We start from the raw sequence: 23,299 nt of genomic DNA on the forward strand, positions 1-23,299 counted from the left end.
TCGACGTGTCAGATCACCGCGATCGCGTCGATCTCGACGAGCATCTCCTCGCGCGGCAGTCCGGTGAACACCGTTGTGCGAGAGGGCAGGACGTCACCCCTCGTGTGTTCGAGGACGAAGGCGCCGTACGCCTCGTTCATGACGGCGAAGTCCTCACGCTTCGTCAGGTACACCCGCAGCATCACGACGTCGTCGAAGGTTGCACCGCTCGCCTCGACGATGGCCTTGACGTTGGTCAGCGTCCGCGTGGTCTGCGCCGCGACATCGCCGGGGTACAGGTACTCGTTGGTCGCCGGGTCGACGGGACCCTGCCCGGACACCTGGACGAACGGGCCCTTGCGCACGCCCTGCGAGAACGTGTGGGCCGGTGCAGGCGCATCGGTCGTGAGGACGGCGATCTTGTCGGTCATGCGGGTTCCTTCGTCGGGGTCGGACTCCAGCCGAGTTCGGCGGAGATGGTCTCGGCCACCGCGCGCACCTGCGGCAGGGTGCCGAGGACGCGGGCGTGGTCGAGCAGCATGTCGGGCACGGACATCGACACGGCGGCGACGATCGAGCCGGTTCCGTCGCGTACCGGCACGCCGATGCAGTTGACGAACGACTCGTGTTCCTCGTGGTCCTCCGCGTATCCCTGACGGGTCACGAGGGCCAGTTCCTCGAGGTAGCGCTCGGGCGTGTCGATGGTGCGGTCGGTGAAGCGGGTGTACTCGATGCGATGGGCGACGCGGAGCTGCTCGTCCGCAGGCAGCCCGGAGATCAGGATCTTTCCGACGGCGGTGCAGTGCAACGGTGCCGGGCGTCCGACACGCGAGTACATCCGCACGCTCTGGGTGGCGTCGAACTTGTCGATGTAGACGGCCTCCCCCGACTCGTAGGTCGCGAGGTGGATGGTCTGCCTGGTGTCGGCGTTCAGCGCAGCCAGATGCGGCCGCGCCAACGTCCGGATGTCGCGCTGCTCCAACGAGCGATTGGACAGTTCGAACAGTGTCGATCCCAGGCGATACCGGTGTTCGTGGTCGTGCTGGACGAACCGCTCCGCCTCCATCGCCCGCAGCAGTCGCAGGACCGTGGTCTTGTGCACGTCGAGGTGGGCAGCCAACTCGTCCAGCGATCGCGGACCGTCGGCCAGCACCCGGAGCAGGGTGAGCGCGCGGGACACACTCTGACTCATACGGCGATTCCCCTCTCGGCGTCGTAGTCGATGCTCGACCACTCCTCGTCCGAGGATGTCACCAGTGCGTCGAGACGGTGCAGCGGAAGCAGATGGGCCGCGTCGCCGTGCGCGGTGAGAGCGCCGGCCGCGCACAGGTGCCCCAGCCTGATCGCACGCTGCTGATCGTCGCCGCGGAGGACACCGGCCAGGTAGCCACCGGCGAACGCGTCTCCCGCACCGATCTTCTCGACCACCGACAACCGCAGGGCCGGGACGTCGACACGCTCGGCGCCGTCGAATCCCACGACCACGTGGGCGTCGTTCTTGATCACCAGGCGGCGCGGCTCGGGGAACAGGCCACGCAGCGCGTCGGGGTCTCCGGTGCCGAACACCGCGTGTGCTTCGTCGGCGCCCATCAGCACGATGTCACTGCGTCGGACCTGCTCTGCAAGAACCACATCGGCGCTCTCAGCGGTCCAGAGTCGGGGACGGTGGTTGAGGTCGAAACTCAGCAGACCGGGCGACGACGCCAGCGCGGCCGCAGCGTCGCGCGCGGTGTCCGACAGGGCGAGCGTGATGCCGCTGACGTGCACGAGGTCGGCCGCCGCGAGCATCTGCGTCGCACCGACGACATCGTCGACACACAGCGCACTGGCGGCGGAACCGCTGCGGAAGTATGTCATTCGGCTCTCCCCGGCGGGTAGGTCGGACGCATGACCGCTGCCCGAACCACGCTCCTTGACGTACATCCCGGTGGTGCGGGTCTGGTCGACGATCACCGCCGACGTGTCCACCCCACTCGCGCGCAGCGTTTCCGTCAGGTAGCGGCCGAAGCCGTCGTCACCGACGCGCGAGAGCCAGGACGCCTCGACGTCCAACTGGGCGAGGACCCGCGCGACGTTGGCCTCGGCTCCCCCGGCCGACCGCTCGAATGTGTCCGAGTGTTCGAGGGGGCCGGGCTGCGCGACCATGACCACGAGCCCCTCGCCGACACACACCACCCATGGAGTCGCCGCGCCGGGTGATCTCACATCAATTCCCTTCGATGTCTTGCGAGTTGTCCCTGTTCGTTGCAGACTAACGACACCGAACACACTTTGCAATCAGCGTTGCAACATACGCAACGCTACAGCGCCGCATCCGGCGCAGGAGGATTCGATGATCGACAAGGCCGCCGTCGAGGCGCTGCACGACCGCACTCTCGGCCCCGAGTACAAGTCCGTCCCACCCGCCGCGTGGGGCCTCACCGTGCGCGACTATCTGGCGACGGCGCCCACTCTCGCCGAGTTCGCGACCCCGGTCGTCACGCTGGATCGCCGCCACCTCACGTCGAACATCGATGTGATGGCGCGGTGGGCCGATGCGGCCGGCATGCGTCTGGCACCGCACGGCAAGACCACGATGGCGCCGCAGCTCTGGGCCGAGCAGCTCGAGGCGGGCAGCTGGGGAATCACCCTCGCCACCGGGTGGCAGGTACAACTTGCTCGCGCATTCGGCGTGCAGCGCATCCTTCTCGCCAATGCACTGATCGACCCGGTGACACTCCGCTGGATCTCGGCGGACCTCGACGCCCACGACGACGTCGAGTTCGTCTGCTGGGCAGACAGTGTCGACACCGTGGCACGCATGACGGAGATCCTGGGCGCCGTGACACGACCGATCCCGGTGATCGTCGAACTCGGTGGGCCGCACGGCCGCACCGGGGCACGCAGCGTGGACGAGGCACGACGCGTCGCGGCCGCGATCTCCTCGTCGCCGTCGGTGACCCTCGCCGGCGTGGGCGGATACGAAGGCGCGCTGGCCCACGACCGCACACCCGCAGGACTGGACGCCGTGCGCGCCTACCTCGACGAGGTCGCCGCCCTGCACGCCGGTCTCGCCGCCGACGGCCTGTACGAGGGACGGGCGATCGTCACCGCGGGTGGGAGCGCGTACCAGGACCTGGTGGTCGAGCGGCTCTCGTCGGTCGTCGACGACGACACGGCCGTCGTGCTGCGCTCGGGCGCCTACGTGGTGCACGACGACGGCTTCTACGCCGACATCTCCCCGCTCATCGCCTCCCGCGTCGGCGAGCAGCACCTGTCCTCCGCGATGCACGGCTGGGCGCGGGTGGTGTCGCGTCCGGAACCCGAACTCGCACTGCTCGATGCGGGCAAGCGCGACTTCCCGTTCGACGAGGGGCTGCCGACACCGCAGCGCATCGGCGGCCGGGACGCGGAGGCGGGGCACCACATCTCGGCGCTCAACGATCAGCACGCCTTCCTCCGGACGCCGGGCACGGCCCGCGACGACGTGCCCGTCGGGACGGTCGCACGGCTCGGCCTGTCGCATCCCTGCACGGCGTTCGACAAGTGGCGCCTGCTACCCGTCGTCGATGACGCCGATGCGGAGAACCCGCGCATCGTCGACCTCGTCCACACCTTCTTCTGATGATGGCGGACATCCTCCTTCGTGGCGGTGACGTCGTCGACGGCACCGGCTCCGACCGAGTGCGCGCCGACGTTCTCGTCGACGGTGGACGCATCACGCGGGTGACGACACCGGGCACCGTCGCCGACGCCCAGACCGTGATCGACGTGCCACGGGGCCACGTCGTTGCACCGGGTTTCATCGACATGCACGCTCACTCCGACCTCGGACTGCTGACCGCGCCCGGACACGTTCCGAAGATCACCCAGGGCGTCACCACCGAGGTGCTCGGTCAGGACGGGCTCTCCTACGCACCCGTCACCGACGAGACGCTCGCGGTCATCCGCCGTCAGATCTCCGGATGGAACGGCAATCCCACCGATCTCGACATCACGTGGCGCTCGGTCGCCGAGTATCTGGACCGGCTCGACCGGGGCATCACCCCCAACGCCGCGTACCTGGTGCCGCAGGGAACGTTGCGCTATCTGGCCGTCGGAGCGGATCAGCGTCCCGCCACCGCCGCCGAGATCGACCAGATGCGAGAGCTGGTGGCACAAGGCATGTCCGAGGGCGCAGTCGGCATGTCGAGCGGACTGACCTACACGCCCGGGATGTACGCCGACACGGGCGAACTGCGCGCGCTGTGCGAGGTCGTCGCCGAGTTCGGGGGCTTTTACGCTCCGCACACGCGCTCCTACGGCAAGAACGCTCTCGGCGCGTACCGGGAGATGATCGACCTCTCCCGTGAGACCGGCTGCGCCCTGCACCTGACCCACGCCACCATGAACTTCGGCGAGAACAAGGGCCGCGCCGGCGAGTTCCTCGACATGGTCGACGCTGCGATCGACGACGGGTGCGACATCACGCTCGACACCTATCCCTACCTGCCCGGCGCCACCACCCTGTCCGCGCTGCTGCCCAGCTGGGCGATGTCCGGCGGACCCGATGCGGCGCTGGGCCGTCTCGACGATCCCGACGTGCGGCGCCGCATCACCGACGACGTGAATCGCTACGGCTCGGACGGCTGCCACGGCGTCACGGTGGAATGGGAGACGATCCAGCTCAGCGGCGTCGCGAACGCGGATCTCGACCGCTACGTCGGGAAGACCGTCCTCGACATCGCGACCGAGGAGGGCCGCGCACCCGTCGACGTGTTCTTCGACGTGCTCCAGCGAGATGCGTTGAGCACCACCATCCTGCAGCACGTCGGGCATGAGGAGAACGTGCGCGCCATCATGGTGCATCCCCACCACATGGGCGGCAGCGACGCCATCCTGGTGGGCGAGCGTCCGCATCCGCGGGCCTGGGGCACGTTCCCGCGCTACCTCGGTCACTACGTCCGCGACGAGGGCCTGATGTCGCTCGAGGACTGCGTCCATCACCTCACGGGACGGCCCGGCGCACGACTCGGTCTCACCGATCGTGGTCTCGTCCGCGAGGGCCACGCAGCAGATCTCGTGGTCTTCGATCCGGCCACCGTCCGGGACACCGCCACTTTCGACCACCCCAAGCAGCAGGCCGTCGGCATCGCGCACGTTCTCGTCAACGGCTCCTTCGCCGTGCGCGACGGCGTCCCCACCGGAACACTCGCCGGCCGCTCCCTCCGCCGCACCTCTCACGGAAGAACCTCATGACGACCCGATTCGACGACGCACTCGCCACGATCATGGAGGATCGCGCGCTCGTCGTGGTCCGCGCCCCGTCCATCCCCGATCCCGCGGCGTTGGCGGATGCCCTCGTGGCCGGCGGACTACGCGCCGTCGAGCTGACCTTCACCACACCCAACGTGCTGGACTGCCTGCGCGCCGCGGCGTCGTCCGGCGCCGTGATGGGCGCGGGCACCGTGATGACGGGTGACCAGGCGCGCGCCGCGATCGACGCAGGTGCACGCTTCCTCGTCACTCCCGGCCTGCGTCCCGACGTCGCCGCGGTGGCGCACGAACGGGACGTGCCCGTCATGATGGGCGCGCTCACGCCCACCGAGATCATGGCGGCGCTCGATCTGGGCGCCGCCGCGGTGAAGGTGTTCCCCGCGAAGCTGTTCGGCCCCAGCTACTTCGGTGATCTTCGCGGACCGTTCCCCGACGTCCCCCTCGTTCCGTCCGGCGGCGTCAACGCCGACAATGCCGCCGACTACCTCGCCCGCGGCGCCGTCGCCGTCACCGCGGGCACCGACGTCGTTCCACCGGCCGCGGTCGCGGCCGGGCTCTGGGACGACATCACCGCTCGCGCCACCTCGTTCGTCCACTCACTCTCCCGCTGACTCTCCACACACTTCGAAAGGCAACCTCATGGGTTCCGTCGTCGACTGGTTGAGGACGTCCACTCCCGGACTCCTCGTTCTGTGCGGTATCGCGATCGCGGTCCTGCTCGTCGTCATCATCAAGGTCAAGCTCGAACCGTTCATCGCCCTCCTCATCGTCGGTCTGGGACTCGCTGTCGCAGCCGGACTTCCGGTGTCGCAGATCGTGGGTACCGCCATCAAGAGCGGCGACTCGATTCTCGAGACGGGCTTCGGCGGCATCCTCGGCCACATCGCCGTCATCATCGGACTGGGCACCGTTCTCGGTGCCATCCTCGAGAGGTCCGGTGGTGCGCAGGCACTCACCGCCAAGCTTCTCGGCGTCTTCGGTGATCGCGGCGCACCCATCGCGATGGGTCTGCTCGGCCTCATCTTCGGTATCCCCGTCTTCTTCGACATCGGCATCTTCGTTCTCGCTCCGCTCGTCTACGTCGCGGCGCGACAGGGCGGGAAGTCACTGGTGCTGTATGCACTTCCCATGCTCGCGGGCCTGTCGATGACGCACGCGTTCCTCCCGCCGCACCCCGGCCCCGTCGCACTGGGCGGCCTGCTCGAGGTCAACCTGGGCTGGCTCATCCTCATGGGCTTCATCTGCGGAATCCCCGGCTTCATCGCGGCCGGCCTCGTGTGGGGCAGCTACATCGGCAAGCGCATCATCGTCGAGGTGCCCGAGGACTTCGTCAACGATGCCGACGACGACGGCCCGCACACGTCGGGCGGCACCGCCGTCGAGACTAAGCGACCCGTGGTCACCACTCCCCCATCCGTCGCGACCATCGGCGCCATCATCGCCGTGCCCTTGGTGCTCATCCTCGGCGCCACGTTCGGCACCATCCTGCTCGACGAGGGCAACCTGCTCCAGGTCCTCACGTTCTTCGGCACCCCCGCGGTCGCTCTGCTCATCGCGGTGCTCATCGCGTTCTACGTCCTGGGCATCCGCCGCGGTTCGACGGTGCAGGAGTTGTCCACTCTCACCGGCGAATCGCTCCGCCCGGTCGGCATGCTGCTCCTCGTCGTCGGGGCCGGCGCGTTCTTCGGCAAGGTCATCTCGGCCACCGGCATCGGCACCGCACTCGCGGACACCATGTCCGCGGCGGGACTGCCGATCATCGTGCTCGCCTACATCATCAGTTGCGCTTTGCGCATCGCGCAGGGGTCGGCCACCGTCGCCATCGTCACGACCGGTGGCATCGTCGGACCGCTCGTCGCGGCGCAGGACTACTCGCAGATGTCGGTCGCGCTCATCGCCATGGCCATCGCTGCCGGCTCCATCATCCTGAGCCACGTCAACGACGGCGGGTTCTGGATCATCGCCAAGTTCTTCAACCTCACCGTCAAGCAGACGCTGCAGACGTGGACCGTGTTGGAGACCGTGCTGTCGGTCGTCAGCTTCGCCGTGGCAGGGGTGTTGTTCGCGATCGTAAGCTGACGATCATGCCCACCTTCGTGACGGACGACGACGTGACCCTGAGCTACCTCGACGAGGGCAGCGGTCCCGTCGTCGTCCTGGTGGCCGGGTTCGGCGCCCCGGCGACCACGTGGGTGTTCCAACAGGATGCGCTCGTGCGAGCCGGGTATCGCGTGCTGGCGCTCGACCGGCGCGGCCACGGCGACTCCGAGGCACCCGACCACGGCGCCACCATGGCGCGGCACGGCCGGGACCTCGACAACTTCCTCACCGCGGTGGGCGTCGAGACTGCCGTGCTGATGGGTGGCTCCATGGGCGCGAGCACCGTCTGGTCCTACATCCGTACGACCGGGACGTCGAGGGTCCGCGGTGTCGTCTCGGTCGATCAGACGCCGAAGATGATCAACGACGCGTCGTGGCCGCACGGCTTCTACGGTCTGACCGACGCCACCGTCGACGGGTTCTTCGCGAAGGGCATTCCCGCCACGGGACACGGACCCTCGACATTCGCCTCGCTCCTCCCCGTCGCGAAACTGATTCTGCGCCTGCGGTCGATGCCCAGAATGGTGTCGTCCGAGACACCGCCCATGAGAGCACTTCTCGACGACCACGCCCGCCAGGACTGGCGCGCGGACATCCGGGCCGCGGACGTACCGATCCTCATGATCGCGGGACGGAACAGTCAGTTCTGGCCCTCGGATCACGCAGTGGTCACCGCGCGCGACACCGCGCAGGGTCAGGTCGCGCTGATCGACAGCGGCCACGCCGCGAACATGGACCGTCCACGTGAGGTGAACGAGGCCGTGCTGACCTTCCTGCGCGGCATCGGGTACTGACTGTCGTCTGCGCGACGGACAGTGGAGATGCCCGTCGTCTGATTGCATGGACCGGTCACAGTCCGCAGATGGTGAGCTCTGCGAAGCATGCCCCCGACGTCGGGGTCCCCCGAAGTCGTGGCTACCGAGCTGCCCGGAACAAAACGTACGGTCCTCCCAGAACAGCAGCGCAGCGCTGCTGCGTCGAGCAGGGGGACCGATACAGATGCAGGCAATGATGACCGACGACGACATCGTGAGACCGGCCCTCAGCGTGCGGGAGGTGGAGGTCCTGCGGGCGTGGATCATCAGCGACTCGAAGGGCACCGTCGCACGGTCGCTCTTCATCTCCCCCGCCACGGTCAACACCCACATCGCGCGCATTCGCGAGAAGTACGAGGCGGTAGGCCGCTCGGCCGGGTCCAAGGCCTCGCTGGTCGCCCGAGCACTGCAGGACGGTCACGTGGGGTTGGACGAGCTGTAAACCGCTGGTGCTTTCGCTCCGCTCACGCCACCTACCGGCGGGATCCCGCGCGACAGGGCGCCGAGAGGAGCAGAAACTCCACCGCTCAGACCACGACGACAGTGACGCCGGCGTCGCGGAAGGGCTGCACCTGCTCCTCGGTCGCGCCGGTATCCGTGACCAGGGTGACGCCCTCGGGGAGGGGCGCCCAGGCGTGGAACGGACGCTGACCCAGCTTCGCCGCGTGCGCGAGCACGTAGACCGTGCCGGCGCGTTCGATCATCAACTCCTTGAGCCGCGTCTGCTCCAGCTCGGCCTCGCAGATGCCGCGGTCGGCGGTGACCGCGTCCGCACCGAGGAAGGCGCGGTCGAAGGACACGCGAGCCAACGACGCCTCCGCGAGCGGTCCTACGAAGCCCTGCGACAGGTGACGCAACGTACCGCCCAGGCACTCGACGCGCACGTCGTCGGCATCCGCCAGCGCCTCGAGCGCGGTGAGACCTGCGGCGATGACCGTGAGGCCCGTCGAGTCACGGAGGTACTCCCCCATGGCACCGACGGTGGTGCCGGCGTCGAGAAGCACCGTCTCCCCCGGGCGCACCTCTCCCGCAGCCCACTTCGCGATCGAACGCTTGGCGTCGAAGCCCTCGACCGCACGCTGGCGCAGCGACGACTCGGGGTGTGGGTCGAGCGCGATCGCGCCGCCGTACGTGCGCGCGAGGAGTCCCTCGGCGGTCAGCTGCGACAGATCCCGACGAATGGTCGAGGCCGTCACGCCGAACTGCACGGACAGGTCTTCCACACTCGCCAGACCACTCGTCTTGGCCAGGCGGACGATCTCCGCGCGCCGCGCCTGTGACTCCCTGAGCGCCATACCCGAAACCTAGCCGACGTCGGCGGTGCTGGTCGCCAGTTCGGCGGCCTGTCGCAGGGCTTCCACCATGCTGCCGGCCTCGGCGATGCCCTTGCCCGCGATGTCGAACGCGGTGCCGTGATCCACGGAGGTACGGATGACGGGGAGTCCCACGGTGATGTTCACGCCGGCCTCGATGCCGAGAACCTTGACCGGTCCGTGGCCCTGGTCGTGGTACATAGCGACGATGAGGTCGTAGTCACCGCGACCCGCGAGGAAGAAGGCGGTGTCGGCGGGCAGCGGTCCGACGGCGTCGATTCCGTCGGCCTGCAGCTTCTCGACGGCCGGCACGATCTTCTCATCCTCCTCGCCGTACCCGAACAGGCCGTTCTCGCCGGCATGCGGGTTGATACCGCACAGGCCGATCTTCGGGTTGCTGTTGCCCGATCGCACCAGCGCCTCGTACCCGCGGCGGACGGTCCGCTCGACGAGACCCGGCTCGATCTTCGCGACGGCGTCGAGCAGTCCGATGTGGGTGGTCACGTGGATGACCTTGAGCTTGGGCGTCGAGAGCATCATCGACACCTCCTCGGTACCGGTGAGGTGCGCGAGCAGCTCGGTGTGACCGGGGAAGATGTGTCCGGCGGCGTGCAGCGCCTCCTTGTTGAGCGGCGCGGTGCAGATCGCCTGGACGTCACCGGCGACAGCCAGTTCGGCTGCGACACGGATGTATTCGTAGGCAGCATGTCCCGCCACTGCGGACAGCTCGCCCCAGGCCAGATCCGCGGGCAGCAACCCGAGGTCGATGACGTTGATACGCCCGCTGGTGAACTCGGCATCGGCGATACGCTCGATCGAGACGATCTCGCACTGCACACCCAGCACGTCGGCCGCGAGTCGCAGACGCGCTGCGTCACCGATGACGACGGGCTTGCACCACCCCGCCACCTTGGCATCGAGCACGGCGGGGACGATGACCTCGGGGCCGATGCCCGCGCCGTCGCCCATCGTCAGGGCCACGACGGGCAGGTCGAGGGTCTGGAGATCGGTCGATGTCATGGCTGTGTCCTTCGGTCGGAGCGTGGTGTCCGGCGAGCCGCCGGTGAGGTAGGAGTGGATGGCGGACAGGCTGTCTCGGTCACCGAAACTGCCCGGCCGCGTGACGACGCGTCGGCCCCGCGGGTCGACGGACACGACAGCGCCGTAGTGCACGTGCCCGAGCGGGCGCAGGGTGTCGATGCCGAGCGCGGTGATGACGGCCCGTGCCGTCTCACCGCCGGTGAGGGCGAGGTCGACCGACAGTCCGTCGGTGCCGGCTCGGACGTACTCGGCCAGGGCGCCGGACAGGTCGCGGGTTCGTGCGACGTCCACGGAGCCGGTCACGGTGAGCGCGACCGAGCCGTCGCGCAGGGCGGAGGAGAGCTCCCGTGCGTCGGCGAGGCCGGCAAGCACGTCACCCGCGTCCACGGTGAGCAGCCGCACCCCGTCCTCGGCGAGACGACGAACCTGCTCGACGGCGACCGAGGAGGCGGTGCCCACGACGACGAGGACGGGATCGCCTGTGCAAGAAACGGTCCGAGGCTCGGCCGACCCGTCGAGACCGCGGGCGACGGCGGCAGCGAGGGCCGAGGTACCCACCAGGATCATGTCGGGCCTCTCCGCCACTGCCGCCACCACCGCGTCGAGATCGGCGTCGGACTCGATGTCGCACACGACGACCCCGGCCGCGTCGGAGAGCGTGTCGATGGTGACGAGCGGAGCATCGAGCATGTGCGGCAACGACTCCGGGGGCTCGTCGGACTCGGCGTGCCACAGGTCGGTGTCGACCAGGGGCGCTCCGTCGACGTGGAGCACGCCGCCACGGACGACGCGGTCCAGCAGTGGCAGACCGCCCGCGACGACCACCGGCCCGCGGGCCGACAACGCGCGCACCGTGGCGGCGACGTTCCCGCGCAGAAGCGAGTCGATCTTCGCGAGCACGCGTGCGCCTGCGGGTACGGAACGCAGTGCAGAGGACACCAACGATTCCGCCTGCTCGGCAGTCAGCGCTCGGGTATCGAGGTCCACGACAGACACTGCGGCGGAACCGATCACGGCATCGAGGGTCAGAGACACATCGGACGTGCGGTCGAGGAACACCCCGGCGACCTCCGCGGCGCCCGAGAGGTCGTCGGCCAGTACGACGAGTGAGGTCATCCTCGTACCGCCCTTCCCCTTGTTGCGCGAACCACGCAGACAACTGTAGCCCAGTTGCGCGTTTCGCGCAGATATTTCACAACGACGCTCCCGCGCACTGCACGATCGCCTGGCCGGTGATGTTGCGACCGAGAGGGCCGAGCAGGAAGCCGATGAGCCCCGCGACCTCCGACGGGTCGATGAACGCACCGAGAGGCGGGAGCTTGGGCGGAGTGTGCGAGCGCGACGGATCCCCCAGCATGGCGGTGTCCGTGGGCCCGGGCGCAACGACGTTGACGGTGATGCCGCGGGACACCAGTTCCATGGCCCACGACCGTGCCATGCCCGTCAGCGCGGACTTCGTGGCGACGTACTGGCTCTTGCCGGCATTGCCGGTCATGGTGCGACTTCCGACGAGAACGACTCGGGCACCGGGTTCCAGAGCGTCGACCACGCCGTTCACCAGGACCTCGGCCGCGGCGACATGGACCTGCCACATGTCGCGGAGGTCGTCGACGTTCAGCGACCCGAGCGGAGCCGAACGCTGCAGTCCCGCAGCGTGAACGACGGCGTCGACCGCGGACAGACCCGACGCGATCTCCGCCACCGCGTCCAGATCACCCAGGTCGGACTCGACCCACGTCAGGTTCTCGTGCTCGATCTCCGGTTTCCGACGACTCAGCCCGGTGACACGCCACCCGTCGTCGAGAAGCGAGAGAGCCGTCGCCGCACCGATTCCGGAGCTGACGCCCGTGACGACGGCGTGCTTCACGACAGCCACTCCGGCTGCACCTCGCAGTACTCGATGGCCTGACGGAAGCGCGTGAAGGCCACGTGCAGCGTCGGACCGTCGGCCACGATGGACGGGTACGAGAACTCGCGGTTCAGTCCGTCGCGGGAGTTGTTCGACAGGCAGTACCCGTCGCCCTCCTCCAGGTTTCGGCGCACCGGCCAGGTGACACCGCGATCGGATGAGATCGCCAGGGCCATCGGCGCTCGGGGTGCGCCCCAGAAGGCGCGCCGCGGGTCGCCGTCGTCCAGAGGCGAGTCTTCCTCGACCGTTTCCTGCACGTCCGCGATGCCGTGATCGTCGATCTCGTCGTACAGCGACAGTCGGCGCGCCGTGGCGTCCTCACGACTGGACTCGTTGTACACCAGGGCGAGTCGGTCGTCGGCCAGCACCACGAACTGCACCGAGGAATTGTTGTTCGGCAGCTCGGTGGGGACTGGAGCGCTCCACGTGTCACCGTCGTCGTCGGAGACGGAACGATAGACGTGGTCCGCCCACCGGCTGCGGTAGAGCGCGACGAGCTGGCCGTCGGACAGGCGGCCGATGTTCATGTGGACGCAGCCGATGCTGTCGGGAACGACCACCTCGCGCCACGTGGCACCGTCGTCGTCGGACACCATGACGCCGGAGTAGTCGCGGTCGCCCACCCACTTGCGGCCTTCGATACGGACGCAGTGGAAGACAGGCAACAGGATCCGGCCGGAGGGCAGCGTGACCATGGGCTGGCGCACGAACACGCCACCGGCCTCGGTCTCCGGGATCAGGACGTCGGTCTCGCCCCAGGTGCGCCCGCCGTCGGGCGAGCTCCGCCGCAGCACCCGTGCGGTGTCCTGATTGCCGGCGTGTTGCGAGGTCCACAGCAGCCAGATCTCACCGGACTCACGCACGTTCAGCACGGGATTTTGCTCCGACCGCGTCCCGTCCTCCGACAGCCGGATCGGCTGCGACCACTCGTCGCCGTCCCGTCGGGAGAACCACACGCTGATGTCCGGAACGCCCTCCTGTGTGCCGGCGAACCAGACGCACGCAAGTGAACCGTCCGGCAGCACAGCCAGATTGGCCGCGTGGTTCTGCACCTCGGGCGGGGTCAACAGCGCATCACGGCGCCCGGGCTCGGCGGTGGGGCGGACGATGCCGTCGGCATCCAGTGTAGTGGTCACGGGGATCTCCTCGATCAACTGACGAGTGTCGCGGCGGACAGGTTGTAGGAGTTGGTGGGACGCAGGGTCACATCCTGGATGCGTTCGCGACGCGCCATCACCGACTTGGGAACGAAGGACCACAGGCAGGGCACGGTGTCCCAGATCTGGCGCTGCGCGTCGGCGAGAAGCTGAGTGCGTCGGGTCTCGTCGACCTCCTCGGACGCACGCGCGATGGCCGCAGCGATCTCGGGGAACATGTACCCGTGGTACGTGTCTCGGGTCTGTTCCTTCTCCGGGGTGCCGGCGTACATGCCCTGCATGATGGTGATCGCGAGCCCGGTCGGACTTGGAAATCCGTTGCCCAGGATGTCCCAGTCGCCCGCCTTGCCCTGACGCCACTGCATGATGTCGCCGCCCGGCTCGAACTGTTGCAATGTGGTGCGGACGCCGATCGCCGAGAACATCTGGACGACCGACTCCATGATGTCGGTGTCGGCCGCGAACTCGCCGGACTCCCAGATGATCTTGAGTTGCAGATCGGAGATGCCGAGCGCGTCGAGCTCGCCACGCGCCCGTGCCGGGTCGTACGTGTACTCCCCGGTCTCGATGGCGCCGTCGAGGATCGCCGGGATGACGCCCTTGGACGCGGTCGCCGATCCCTGCATCACCTGGTCGATCAGCGCCGAACCGTTGATGGCGTACGTCAGCGCGCGACGCACCCGAGCATCGGCGAGCGGATGGTCGGCAGGCTTGCGGAAGTTGTAGAACAGCTGGTTGAGTCGGACACCGTCGACACGGTCGACCACGACGTTCGACAAGCCTTCGAGCTGATCCGCCGCATCGGGCGTGATGGAGTCGATGACATCCACCTCGCCGCTGCGCAGCGTGACGACGCGCGACGACTCCTCGGGAACGAAGCGCACGCGCACCGTCTCGATGTTCGGCGCCGGGCCCCAGTAGGAGGTGTTGCGTTCGAGCGTGTAGTTGCCGGTACCGCGGTCAGCCGACGTCACGACGTACGGGCCGGAGCCGAGCCCGGTCTGCAGTTCCTCGGGCTTGTTGTCGGCCGCCGGCGTGATGAGGATGTTGGACATCAGGTAGTCGAGCACCGGAACGGGCTTGGTGGTCAGCAACGAGAAGCTGGTGTCGTCCATCTGCTCGACCGTCGGCCACTCCGGGAAGAAACCGCCGACGAACGATCCGTCGACCTCGCTGTACATCCGGATGGCCGTTGCGACGTCCTGCACCTGCACGGGCGAGCCGTCGGAGTACACGGCGCCCTGACGCAGGTGCACGAACCAGCGGGTGGGCTCGACCAGATCGAAGCGGTCGGCGAGGACGAGCTGCGGCTTCAGGTTCGCGTCGATCTCGGTGAGGGCCTGACGCACACCGCGCTGCACGGTGAGGGCGGCGTCGAACTGGTTGAGCTTGTTGTCCAGGCTCACCAGCGACCGGTTGAGCGCCAGGCTCACCGTGGTCGGGCCCGGTGTGCCGGTAGGCGTGGCGCACGCACTGGCACCCGCGCCCAACACCACGCCACCACCGAGCAGCATCCCGCCGCGCAGGAGATTGCGGCGGGAGAACTGCTGGTTGAACGGCGATCTGGTCATCGTCGACCTCTCTTCGAACTTCGAGCGTCATGAGGGGCTGCGGGTCAGGAGCGGAGCTGCACTGTGACCGCAAGCACACCTGGACTGTACGCAGGTCTGCACACAACACGCAACTATGAATTGCTACTTGCGTGATTCGCGCACAAGTGCCATTGTGAGCTGAGTTACATCGAAGCCCGCGCTCGTGACCAGCCAGCGCAGAGGCATCTCCCGAAAGGTCGTTCGATGCACACCACGAACACATGCGCAGTCCGACGGACGGTGACCCGGTGACCGCCGGCATGATCACGCCCGCCGACGCGCCGGCCGCCGAACCCGCGAAGACGAAGTCGAAGTCCGCGGGCACGGCGCGCTACATCGTCAAGCGGCTCGGTCAGAGCGCGCTCGCGATCTTCCTGACGCTCACCACGGTGTTCGTGCTGATCCGTCTCGCACCCGGCGACCCCGCCTACGCGATGGCGGGCCCGCTGGCTTCCAGCGAGGACATCGAGCGGATCCGTCAGAGCATGGGGCTGGACCAGTCGATCATCACGCAGTACCTGAAGTACCTGCAGGGATTGCTGCAGCTCGACCTGGGAACGTCGTACTCGTTCCAGGCGCCCGCCTTCGACGTGGTGCTCGATCGCCTCCCCTACACACTGACGCTCACCGTCGCCTCGATCGGACTGACGACACTGCTCGCCATCCCCCTCGGCGTCTGGATGGCACGCCGCGCGGACACCCGCCGCGAACTGGGCGCCAACGTCGTCACGATCGCCGGACAGTCGATGCCCGACTTCTGGACGGGCCTGATGCTCATCACCATCTTCGCCGTGGTGATCCCGATCTTCCCGGCCGCCGGCTTCGCCACGTGGTCGTCGCTCGTCCTGCCCATGGTCACCGTCGCCATCCTGCAGATCGCCCTGATCTCCCGCATGGTGCGTCGGGAGATGGTCGGCGCCTTCGGGTCCCAGTACGCGACGGTGGCGCGCGCACGCGGTGTGTCGGAGCGGAAACTCATCTGGCGCTACGCCCTGCGCAACTCGTCCATCCCCGTTCTCACTGCCCTCGGCACACGCTTCGCGTCGATGCTCAACGGTGTCGTGGTGGTCGAGGTCGTGTTCGCCTGGCCCGGTGTCGGATCGCTCGTCGTCCGCGCACTCGAGACCCGCGACTACCCCCTCATCCAGGCCACCGTGCTCGTCACCGCGGTGCTCGCCGTCCTCGTCCAGCTCCTCGTCGACCTCTGCTACCCGCTTCTGGACCCCCGCGTCCGCCTGGGGAAGGGAACGTCCTAGATGACAACAACACTCGAGCCCCCGCAGGCGGAGCGCCCGTCGGCGGTCACCGCGAAGGACATCGCCAAGGCAGGCTCCACTCGGCGCGCCCGCGACAGCCGACTCAAAATCTGGGTGGGCAGCGTCTGCGCACTCGTCGTGATCCTCCCCGTCGCGTTCGCTCGTGTTCTGCCGCTGCAGGATCCGGACGCCACCGATCTCGGTGCCCGCCGTCTCGCACCGCTCACCGACGGCCACCTGTTCGGAACCGACCAGCTCGGACGCGACCTTCTCGCCCGCGTTCTGTACGGCGGCCAGGTGTCACTCCTCGTCGGCATCCTCGCCGTGCTGGTCTCCGGCCTCATCGGCCTGACCCTCGGCTCCATGGCCGGCTACTTCGGCGGCTGGGTCGACACCGTCATCAGCCGACTGCTCGAAGCGCAGCTGTCCCTGCCGCTACTCATGATGCTGCTCCTCGTCGTCGCCCTCTTCGGGCCGTCCATCCCGGTCATCACGTTCGTCATCGCGATCGCCCAGTGGCCCGAGATCGCCCGTCTGACACGCTCTCTGGTGCTCGTGGAGCGAGAGAAGCCCTACGTCGCCGCGTCGCGGGTACTCGGACTCGGCAAGGTCGCCATCCTCACGCGCCACATCATCCCGAACGTCATCAAGCAGACCTCGCTGGTGGTGCTGCTCCTGCTCGCCCAGGCGGTGCTCCTCGAGTCCGCGCTGAGCTACCTCGGCGCCGGACCGCAGCGACCGTTCGCCACGTGGGGCCGCATCATCTCCGACGGCCAGGACTACATCACGACGTCGTGGTGGCTGGTCACCCTGCCGGGCCTCGTCATCGTGCTCCTCGTCATCGGCGTCAACCTCCTCGGCGACGGTCTGCGCGACCGTCCCGCCGGCTCGGGCCTCAAGGCTCTGCTGGGGCGCTTCGCCATCTCGGGAAAGAAGGCCTGACATGACCGAGTCACTGCTCACCGTCGACGAACTGCAGATCGAGCTGGTCACCGACAACGGCATCGTCCGCGCCGTCGACGGGGTCTCCTTCGACATCGCGCCGGGTGAGACCGTCTGCATCATCGGCGAATCCGGCTCCGGCAAGTCGACCACCGCGATGGGGATCCTCGGGCTGCTGCCCGACGATCTGGCCGTCCTCTCCGGCCGCGCACGCTGGAAGGGCACCGACATCCTCGGTGACGACAAGGCGCTGCGGAAGATCCGAGGTGCCGACATCGCCCTCATTCCCCAGGACCCGATGACGGCCCTCTCCCCCGTCCACACGGTGGGGTCGCAGCTGCGAGAGGCCATCCACCACAGCGGTGTCCGCGGCAAGTCCGCGCAGACCACCCGCGCCGTCGAGCTGCTCGATCAGGTCCACATCGTCAACCCGGCGGACCAGCTGAACAGATACCCACACCAGCTGTCGGGCGGCATGTTGCAGCGTGTCCTCATCGCATGCGCCCTGGCTGCGGATCCCGACCTCATCGTCGCCGACGAGCCCACCAGCGCACTCGACGTCACCGTCCAGGCCAGCATCCTCGACCTCATGCTCGAACTGCAGGAGCGCACCGGCATCGGCATGCTGCTCATCACCCACGACCTGGGTGTGGCCCGGCTGATGTCCGACCGGATCCACGTCATGAAGTCGGGCCGGTTCGTCGAGAGCGGCGACGCCCAGTCGATGGTCCGCAATCCCCAGAACGCCTACACCAAGAAGCTTCTCGACGCGGTCCCCCAGCTGGGCACCTGGTCGGGCGCACCCGCCGATCAAGGAGTCCCGGCATGAGCCTGTTGACCGTCGACGACCTGGTCGTCGAGTATCCCGTCGCCACCGGCACCTTCCGCGCCGTCGACGGTGTCAGCTTCAGCGTCGACAAGGGCGAGACCCTCGCGATCGTCGGCGAGTCCGGCTGCGGGAAGTCGACCATTGCCAAGTCGATCGTCCGGCTGCTGACACCGACGTCGGGACGGATCCTCGTCGACGGGGTCGACATCGCCGGGATGAAGGAGCGGGCCCTCAAGCCCTTCCGCTCGCGCGTGCAGATGGTCTTCCAGGACCCGTACGGTTCGCTGGATCCGCATCTCACGGCCGTCGACATCGTCGGTGAGCCGCTGCGCCTCAAAGGTGTTCGCTCCAAGGCGGACCGGGCCCGACGTGCCGCCGAGCTGATCGACCAGGTCCAGCTGCCGGCGTCCTCCCTGCACCGCCGTCCCGGTGAGTTCTCGGGAGGTCAGCGTCAACGCATCGGCATCGCGCGTGCCCTGGCGTCCGAACCCGAGATCCTCGTGTGCGACGAGGCCACCAGTGCGCTCGACGTGTCGGTGCAGGCGCAGGTGCTCGACCTGCTGCGCACCATCCAGCACGACACCGGCATCACGTACGTCTTCATCTCGCACAACCTCGGCGTGGTGCGGGAGATCAGCGACAACGTCGTCGTGATGCGCAAGGGCGGCGTGGTCGAGAGCGGCGCCACCACAGACGTTCTGACCAACCCGCAGCACCCGTACACGGCGGCACTGCGCGCCGCGGCGCTCGACCCCTCCACGATGGAGGGCGTCAAGCCGCGCTACGTTCTGTCGGGTCGACCGGCACCTACCTCTGGAGTACCCGCATGATGTTCGGCTCCCTGCCTTTCGGCCCGATGGTGCTGGGCACCATGACCTTCGGTGACACTGTCGATCTCGACGGGTCGCGCGCTCTGCTCGACACGGCACTCGACGCCGGCATCACCCACATCGACACCGCCAACGGGTACGCGGGCGGAGAGTCCGAACGCATCCTCGCGCAGTTGCTCGCCGGTCGACGCGACGAGATCACCCTCGCCACCAAGGGCGGCATGTTCCTCGGCGACGCCGACGGCCACTCGCCCCTGTCGCCCGAGGGGCTGCGGCTCGGACTCGAGGCCAGCCTGCGCCGGCTCGGCACCGACCACGTCGACCTCTTCTACCTGCACCAGCCCGACCGCGCGTCGTCGCTCGAGGACACCCTCGGGACCGTCGCGAAGCTCGTGGCCGAGGGCAAGGTGGGAGCGCTCGGCGTCTCGAATTTCGCCGCCTGGCAGATCGCCGAGGTGAACCGCGTGTGCGACGAGGTGGGTGCGCCGCGGCCCGTCGTCGCGCAGCAGCTCTACAACCTGCTGGCCCGCCGCGTCGAGGAGGAGTACGCCGAGTTCGCCGCCGTCAGCGGCATCACCACGATGGTCTACAACCCGTTGGGCGGGGGCCTCCTCACCGGCAAGCACTCGTTCGACGAAGCTCCCGGCGAGGGACGGTTCGGCGATTCGCGGCTGGCCGCGATGTACCGCGAGCGGTACTGGAACACCCAGATCTTCGACGCGATCACGCGCTTGTCCGCGGTGGCGTCGGACGCCGGCATGCCGCTCACCGAGCTCGCCCTGCGCTGGTTGCGATCGAAGCCCCTCACCGGACCGATTCTGTTGGGCGGCTCCAAGACCAGCCACCTGCAGGCCAACATCGACGCACTGGGCCGCGGTCCGTTGTCCGACGACGTCGTCGCCGCGTGCGACGAGGTCGGTGCGGCACTGCGCGGTCCGATGCCTGCCTACAACCGATAGGAACCCTTCATGTCTGCCGCCGATTTCGCCCGTCGCATCCGTTCCCGTGAACGGGCACTGGGCTACTGGTCCGTCATCGACTCCCCCGTCTCCACCGAGTGGCTCGCCCACGTCGGGTGGGACTACATCTGCCTCGACCTCCAGCATGGCCTCATCGGTTACGACGGGATGTTGCGCGGACTCACCGCCATCGACGCGGCTCAGGGCCCGGCCGGACTGGTACGGGTCGAAGCCAACGACCAGACCTACATCGGCAAAGCACTCGACGCCGGTGCGCGCGGCGTCATCGTGCCGCTCATCGACACCGCCGAGGACGCCGCCCGCGCCGTCTCCTACGTGCGCTATCCCCCTGCCGGCGTGCGCTCGTACGGTCCGATGCGCTCACAGCTGCGCGTCGGACCGCTTCCCGCCGAGGCGAACGACGGTGTCGTCGTGCTCGCGATGATCGAGACCCCCGACGGCCTCGAAAACGTCGAGGCCATCTGCGCCGTGCCCGGACTCGACGGCGTGTACGTCGGACCGTCGGACCTGCGCATCGCCGTCGGTGGCGCCTCCCCCTCGGACAGCTCCGTGGACGACGTGTTCGACGCGGCTGTGGTGCGAGTGCAGGAAGCTGCCGCCGCGGCAGGTATCGCGGCCGGCATCCACACCCCCTCCGGCGAGGTCGCGGCGAAGCGCCTGGCGCAGGGCTACACCTTCGCGACCGTGGCGTCGGACCTCACCCACCTCAAGGCTGTGTCCGAGGGGCACCTGAAGGCTGCGCGGGGGTAGGGGTTCCGGTCGAGCGATCCGCGCCGAGAGGAGCGCGAGTGGGCCTGGTGTTCCACTCGTGAGCCGTGCGGGCGGGATCCCGCGCGCAGGACACGCACGTGGAACACCACGACCAGAGCTGCACCGCCTGTCGTACCGCCGCGTTACTTTCCTCCTCCGCATCGACTTCCGGGGGGAAACTATGTGCAGAGGGTGCGTCTCAGTGCCGGACATCAAGAGGAAGATCGCGCGCCACGGGTGGGCGGTGACCGCCGTGGCCGGGTCGGATCACGAGGTACCCGACGTCGCGTACACGACGGGCCTCACCAGCAGGTCGTTGCCCGAACTGATCGTCTACGGACTGCCGTTCCATCTGTCGGGGAGCCTGCTCCACGACATGGCGTCGCAGATGGTCGCCGGTCTCGCACTGTCGTCCGGGATCACGATCCGCAGTGCGACCGGCGACGAACCGGACATCGTGGTCATTCAGGCCGTCAATACCGCGGACATGGTGGTCACCGGTGCGCTGTACTCGGACTTCACTGCGCTGCAACTGGTGTGGCCGGACGTCGACGGCCACTTCCCGTGGGAGCCCGAGTACTCCATCTGTGCCCACCACCAGCCACTGATGGGCGTGGGGTGGGTGTGACGGTTCGGGCCTGACCCGGGCGTGGTGTTCCTCTGTCCGCCCTGTCGAGCGGGTTCCCGCGTCCGACATCGGAGGAAAGGGACACCACGCCCAGCGCGGACGAACAACGAAATGGTCACAAACCATTCGGCCGAGTAACGAGTCGCCCGGAGATGCAGACACACTGAGGACACCAGACAACCCGAGAGGATCCTCATGCGCTCGCTCACGAAGCTCGCCGGAGCCGCGTTCGTCGGCATCACCGCCGCGACGATGTCCATCGTCGGTGCCGGCACCGCGTCCGCGGTCGACTATCCCGCACCGGTGCCCGTCGATCCGGCGGCCTTCCTGCAGGGCGATGTCGCGTACTTCTCCACCGGCGCCGCCAACTGTTCCATCACCCCGGCGGGGGTCGTGGGTTGCGATCTCCCGGGCGGCGAGTACCTCACCCAGATCCCCTTCGCCCCCGTGGTCTACGACGTGGCGATCGACGTGCCGTGGTTCCCGGCTCACCCGACCTTCGGGATCGGCGGCCCGCGTGGGCGTGCCGGGAGCACTCCCCTCGGTGGCTCGCTCAGCTACGGCGGGGCCACCTGCTACATCGGCTTCAAGGGATCGCTGAACTGTTCCTCGATGGGTCACTCGTTCACGGTGTGGACGCCGTACATGACATTGAGCTGACCTGAACGCAGCGAGTCACTTCGGATCGGAGCCGCCGTACTGCTGTGATCGCGCAGTGGACGGAGGAGCAGCCATGGAACCGAGTGCCGAGATCGACGGCCTGATCGCCCGACACCCCGACTGGCGCGGTGACGCCCTGGCGGAAGCACGACGGGTAATTCTGTCGGTGGACGACGGCATCGTCGAGGGCTGGAAGTACATGGGCTCCCCCGCCCGGGATCTCGACGGGCCGCTCATCGTCGGCGACATCTTCGAAGCGAAATAGAAACCCGGCTTCCAGTACGGGGCGGCGCTGGACGACCCGAAGGGCATCTACAACGGTGAGCTCGGCGGGAAGCAGCGGCGCTCGTACGAACTCTTCGAAGGTGACGTCGTCGACGCGGAGGCATTAGCCGGACTGGTCCGTGCGGCGATCGAGCGGAATCGCAACAAGAAGGCCGAGTCGCGCAAGAGATAGACCCGCAGCCCTACACTCAGCCCCCGTACTTGGACGTCACCCGGTTCTCTAACCACTGCAGCGCCATGGTGGGCGGCAGCGCCATCACCAGGATCAGCACCACGGTTCCCATGATGTTCTCCATGCGGATCAGGCTGACGTTGCGCAACAGTTCGTACCCGATGCCGCTCGATGCCGAGAACATCTCAGCGAGAAGTAGACCCAGGAACGCCAGACCGAACGTCATGCGCATACCCGTCGCGAGCGAGGGCAGCACCGACGGAACGACGATCTGCCGCACCAGCCGTGGCCAACTCACCTGCAGGGACGCGGCCATCTTCAGGTGGATCCGCTGCACGGACGCCGTGCTCTCCACGGCGACCAGGAACATGGGAATGAAGGCCGCGTAGAACGCGAAGCCCGCGCGGCTCAGCTCCCCGATACCCAGGAACGACAGGAAGATCGGGTAGAGCACGATCTTCGGGATGCTGTTGATCGCATAGAAGATCGGGACCACCGTGCGGGCCCAGAACGGGGTGAGCCCGAGCGCGAGGCCCAGGAGCGACCCGACGATCGTGCTGCCCAGGAAGGCGAGCACCAGGATGCGGAGCGAATCGAGCACGTTGGCACGGAAGTCCGGATTCCCGAGATCGGCGACCAAGGATCGCATGGCCTCGAGCGGCGTCGGGAAAATCAGACTGTCGGCGACGACAGCCGACACCCACCAGATCACCACGGCGAGCACTGCCACCACGAGCGGCGGCACCACACGACGTGCGGTGTGCACACCTCGACGCCGGGGCGCTACGGCCGGCGCGGCGATGGTCGGGGGCAGAGTGGCCACGGA

General features: G+C 68.0%; 24 protein-coding genes. 15 read left to right on the forward strand and 9 right to left on the reverse strand.

Annotated elements, in window-relative coordinates; genetic code table 11:
- Positions 1 to 8 precede the first annotated feature (8 nt).
- From HQ314_RS05950 to HQ314_RS05960, 3 genes are read right to left on the reverse strand one after another with little or no spacing between them, the layout of a single operon-like run.
- Positions 9 to 410 (reverse strand): RidA family protein, encoded by a 402-nt coding sequence (locus HQ314_RS05950; protein ID WP_222649569.1) that lies wholly within the window; start codon positions 408 to 410, stop codon positions 9 to 11.
- Positions 407 to 1,171, reverse strand: a complete 765-nt coding sequence (locus HQ314_RS05955) for an IclR family transcriptional regulator (protein WP_027504900.1) — start codon at positions 1,169 to 1,171, stop codon at positions 407 to 409. Before HQ314_RS05955 ends, HQ314_RS05950 begins: the two co-directional genes overlap by 4 nt.
- On the reverse strand, positions 1,168 to 2,184 hold the full coding sequence (locus HQ314_RS05960; protein WP_308119260.1) for a sugar kinase: 1,017 nt from the start codon (positions 2,182 to 2,184) through the stop codon (positions 1,168 to 1,170). The genes HQ314_RS05955 and HQ314_RS05960 overlap by 4 nt, the downstream gene beginning before the upstream one ends.
- Before the next feature lie 127 nt (positions 2,185 to 2,311).
- Here HQ314_RS05960 and HQ314_RS05965 point away from each other — a divergent pair, with 127 nt between their 5' ends.
- The 6 genes from HQ314_RS05965 (at position 2,312) to HQ314_RS21225 (ending at position 8,571) form a co-directional block, all read left to right on the forward strand.
- Complete coding sequence (locus HQ314_RS05965; protein ID WP_222649570.1) at positions 2,312 to 3,583, forward strand: amino acid deaminase; 1,272 nt, start codon at positions 2,312 to 2,314, stop codon at positions 3,581 to 3,583.
- 2 nt (positions 3,584 to 3,585) lie between these two features.
- Entirely contained in the window at positions 3,586 to 5,196 is a 1,611-nt protein-coding gene (locus tag HQ314_RS05970; RefSeq protein WP_222650028.1) for an amidohydrolase family protein, read from the forward strand.
- The gene (locus HQ314_RS05975; RefSeq protein ID WP_222649571.1) at positions 5,193 to 5,825 is read left to right on the forward strand and encodes a bifunctional 4-hydroxy-2-oxoglutarate aldolase/2-dehydro-3-deoxy-phosphogluconate aldolase; all 633 of its coding nucleotides are present in this window, start codon (positions 5,193 to 5,195) and stop codon (positions 5,823 to 5,825) included. Before HQ314_RS05970 ends, HQ314_RS05975 begins: the two co-directional genes overlap by 4 nt.
- 28 nt (positions 5,826 to 5,853) lie before the next feature.
- The gene (locus tag HQ314_RS05980) at positions 5,854 to 7,293 is read left to right on the forward strand and encodes a GntP family permease (RefSeq protein ID WP_027504896.1); all 1,440 of its coding nucleotides are present in this window, start codon (positions 5,854 to 5,856) and stop codon (positions 7,291 to 7,293) included.
- 5 nt (positions 7,294 to 7,298) lie between these two features.
- Complete coding sequence (locus HQ314_RS05985) at positions 7,299 to 8,108, forward strand: alpha/beta fold hydrolase (protein ID WP_027504895.1); 810 nt, start codon at positions 7,299 to 7,301, stop codon at positions 8,106 to 8,108.
- 214 nt (positions 8,109 to 8,322) lie between these two features.
- Positions 8,323 to 8,571, forward strand: coding sequence for a LuxR C-terminal-related transcriptional regulator (locus tag HQ314_RS21225; protein ID WP_027504894.1), 249 nt, complete (start codon positions 8,323 to 8,325; stop codon positions 8,569 to 8,571).
- A gap of 85 nt (positions 8,572 to 8,656) precedes the next feature.
- Here HQ314_RS21225 and HQ314_RS05995 read toward each other — a convergent pair whose 3' ends face one another.
- The 5 genes from HQ314_RS05995 to HQ314_RS06015 form a co-directional block, all read right to left on the reverse strand.
- A complete protein-coding gene (locus HQ314_RS05995) occupies positions 8,657 to 9,424 on the reverse strand; it encodes a DeoR/GlpR family DNA-binding transcription regulator (RefSeq protein ID WP_222649572.1) in 768 nt (255 codons plus the stop codon).
- Positions 9,425 to 9,433: 9 nt separating this feature from the next.
- On the reverse strand, positions 9,434 to 11,599 hold the full coding sequence (gene pdxA, locus HQ314_RS06000) for a 4-hydroxythreonine-4-phosphate dehydrogenase PdxA (protein ID WP_222649573.1): 2,166 nt from the start codon (positions 11,597 to 11,599) through the stop codon (positions 9,434 to 9,436).
- Positions 11,600 to 11,675: 76 nt separating this feature from the next.
- Positions 11,676 to 12,359: an SDR family NAD(P)-dependent oxidoreductase gene (locus HQ314_RS06005; RefSeq protein WP_222649574.1), complete on the reverse strand. Its 684-nt coding sequence runs from the start codon at positions 12,357 to 12,359 to the stop codon at positions 11,676 to 11,678.
- Entirely contained in the window at positions 12,347 to 13,528 is a 1,182-nt protein-coding gene (locus HQ314_RS06010) for an exo-alpha-sialidase (RefSeq protein ID WP_308119261.1), read from the reverse strand. The genes HQ314_RS06005 and HQ314_RS06010 overlap by 13 nt, the downstream gene beginning before the upstream one ends.
- 14 nt (positions 13,529 to 13,542) lie before the next feature.
- Positions 13,543 to 15,120 (reverse strand): ABC transporter substrate-binding protein, encoded by a 1,578-nt coding sequence (locus HQ314_RS06015; protein ID WP_222649576.1) that lies wholly within the window; start codon positions 15,118 to 15,120, stop codon positions 13,543 to 13,545.
- A 242-nt stretch (positions 15,121 to 15,362) separates the two neighbouring features.
- Here HQ314_RS06015 and HQ314_RS06020 point away from each other — a divergent pair, with 242 nt between their 5' ends.
- The 9 genes from HQ314_RS06020 to HQ314_RS06060 all read left to right on the forward strand — a co-directional run bounded on the left by HQ314_RS06020 (position 15,363) and on the right by HQ314_RS06060 (position 22,281).
- Complete coding sequence (locus HQ314_RS06020) at positions 15,363 to 16,397, forward strand: ABC transporter permease (RefSeq protein ID WP_235579565.1); 1,035 nt, start codon at positions 15,363 to 15,365, stop codon at positions 16,395 to 16,397.
- Complete coding sequence (locus tag HQ314_RS06025) at positions 16,398 to 17,339, forward strand: ABC transporter permease (RefSeq protein WP_042575606.1); 942 nt, start codon at positions 16,398 to 16,400, stop codon at positions 17,337 to 17,339.
- A 1-nt stretch (position 17,340) separates the two neighbouring features.
- Positions 17,341 to 18,168: an ABC transporter ATP-binding protein gene (locus HQ314_RS06030; RefSeq protein ID WP_051613142.1), complete on the forward strand. Its 828-nt coding sequence runs from the start codon at positions 17,341 to 17,343 to the stop codon at positions 18,166 to 18,168.
- On the forward strand, positions 18,165 to 18,998 hold the full coding sequence (locus HQ314_RS06035; RefSeq protein WP_222649577.1) for an ATP-binding cassette domain-containing protein: 834 nt from the start codon (positions 18,165 to 18,167) through the stop codon (positions 18,996 to 18,998). Before HQ314_RS06030 ends, HQ314_RS06035 begins: the two co-directional genes overlap by 4 nt.
- On the forward strand, positions 18,995 to 19,957 hold the full coding sequence (locus tag HQ314_RS06040) for an aldo/keto reductase (RefSeq protein WP_261781483.1): 963 nt from the start codon (positions 18,995 to 18,997) through the stop codon (positions 19,955 to 19,957). Before HQ314_RS06035 ends, HQ314_RS06040 begins: the two co-directional genes overlap by 4 nt.
- 9 nt (positions 19,958 to 19,966) lie before the next feature.
- Entirely contained in the window at positions 19,967 to 20,728 is a 762-nt protein-coding gene (locus tag HQ314_RS06045; RefSeq protein WP_222649578.1) for an HpcH/HpaI aldolase/citrate lyase family protein, read from the forward strand.
- 202 nt (positions 20,729 to 20,930) lie between these two features.
- A complete protein-coding gene (locus tag HQ314_RS06050) occupies positions 20,931 to 21,356 on the forward strand; it encodes a DUF4262 domain-containing protein (protein ID WP_056695792.1) in 426 nt (141 codons plus the stop codon).
- 195 nt (positions 21,357 to 21,551) lie between these two features.
- Entirely contained in the window at positions 21,552 to 22,016 is a 465-nt protein-coding gene (locus tag HQ314_RS06055; RefSeq protein WP_056448204.1) for a hypothetical protein, read from the forward strand.
- Between the two features lie 73 nt (positions 22,017 to 22,089).
- A complete protein-coding gene (locus tag HQ314_RS06060; RefSeq protein ID WP_222649579.1) occupies positions 22,090 to 22,281 on the forward strand; it encodes a hypothetical protein in 192 nt (63 codons plus the stop codon).
- A gap of 208 nt (positions 22,282 to 22,489) precedes the next feature.
- Here the strand turns inward: HQ314_RS06060 and HQ314_RS06065 are convergent, their stop codons facing one another.
- Positions 22,490 to 23,296 carry an ABC transporter permease gene (locus HQ314_RS06065; protein WP_307108445.1) on the reverse strand — a complete coding sequence of 269 codons (807 nt, stop codon included), beginning with the start codon at positions 23,294 to 23,296 and terminating at the stop codon, positions 22,490 to 22,492.
- Between the last annotated feature and the right edge of the window lie 3 nt (positions 23,297 to 23,299).

It is taken from the genome of Rhodococcus sp. BP-332 (assembly GCF_019836065.1).
GTDB lineage: Bacteria > Actinomycetota > Actinomycetes > Mycobacteriales > Mycobacteriaceae > Rhodococcoides.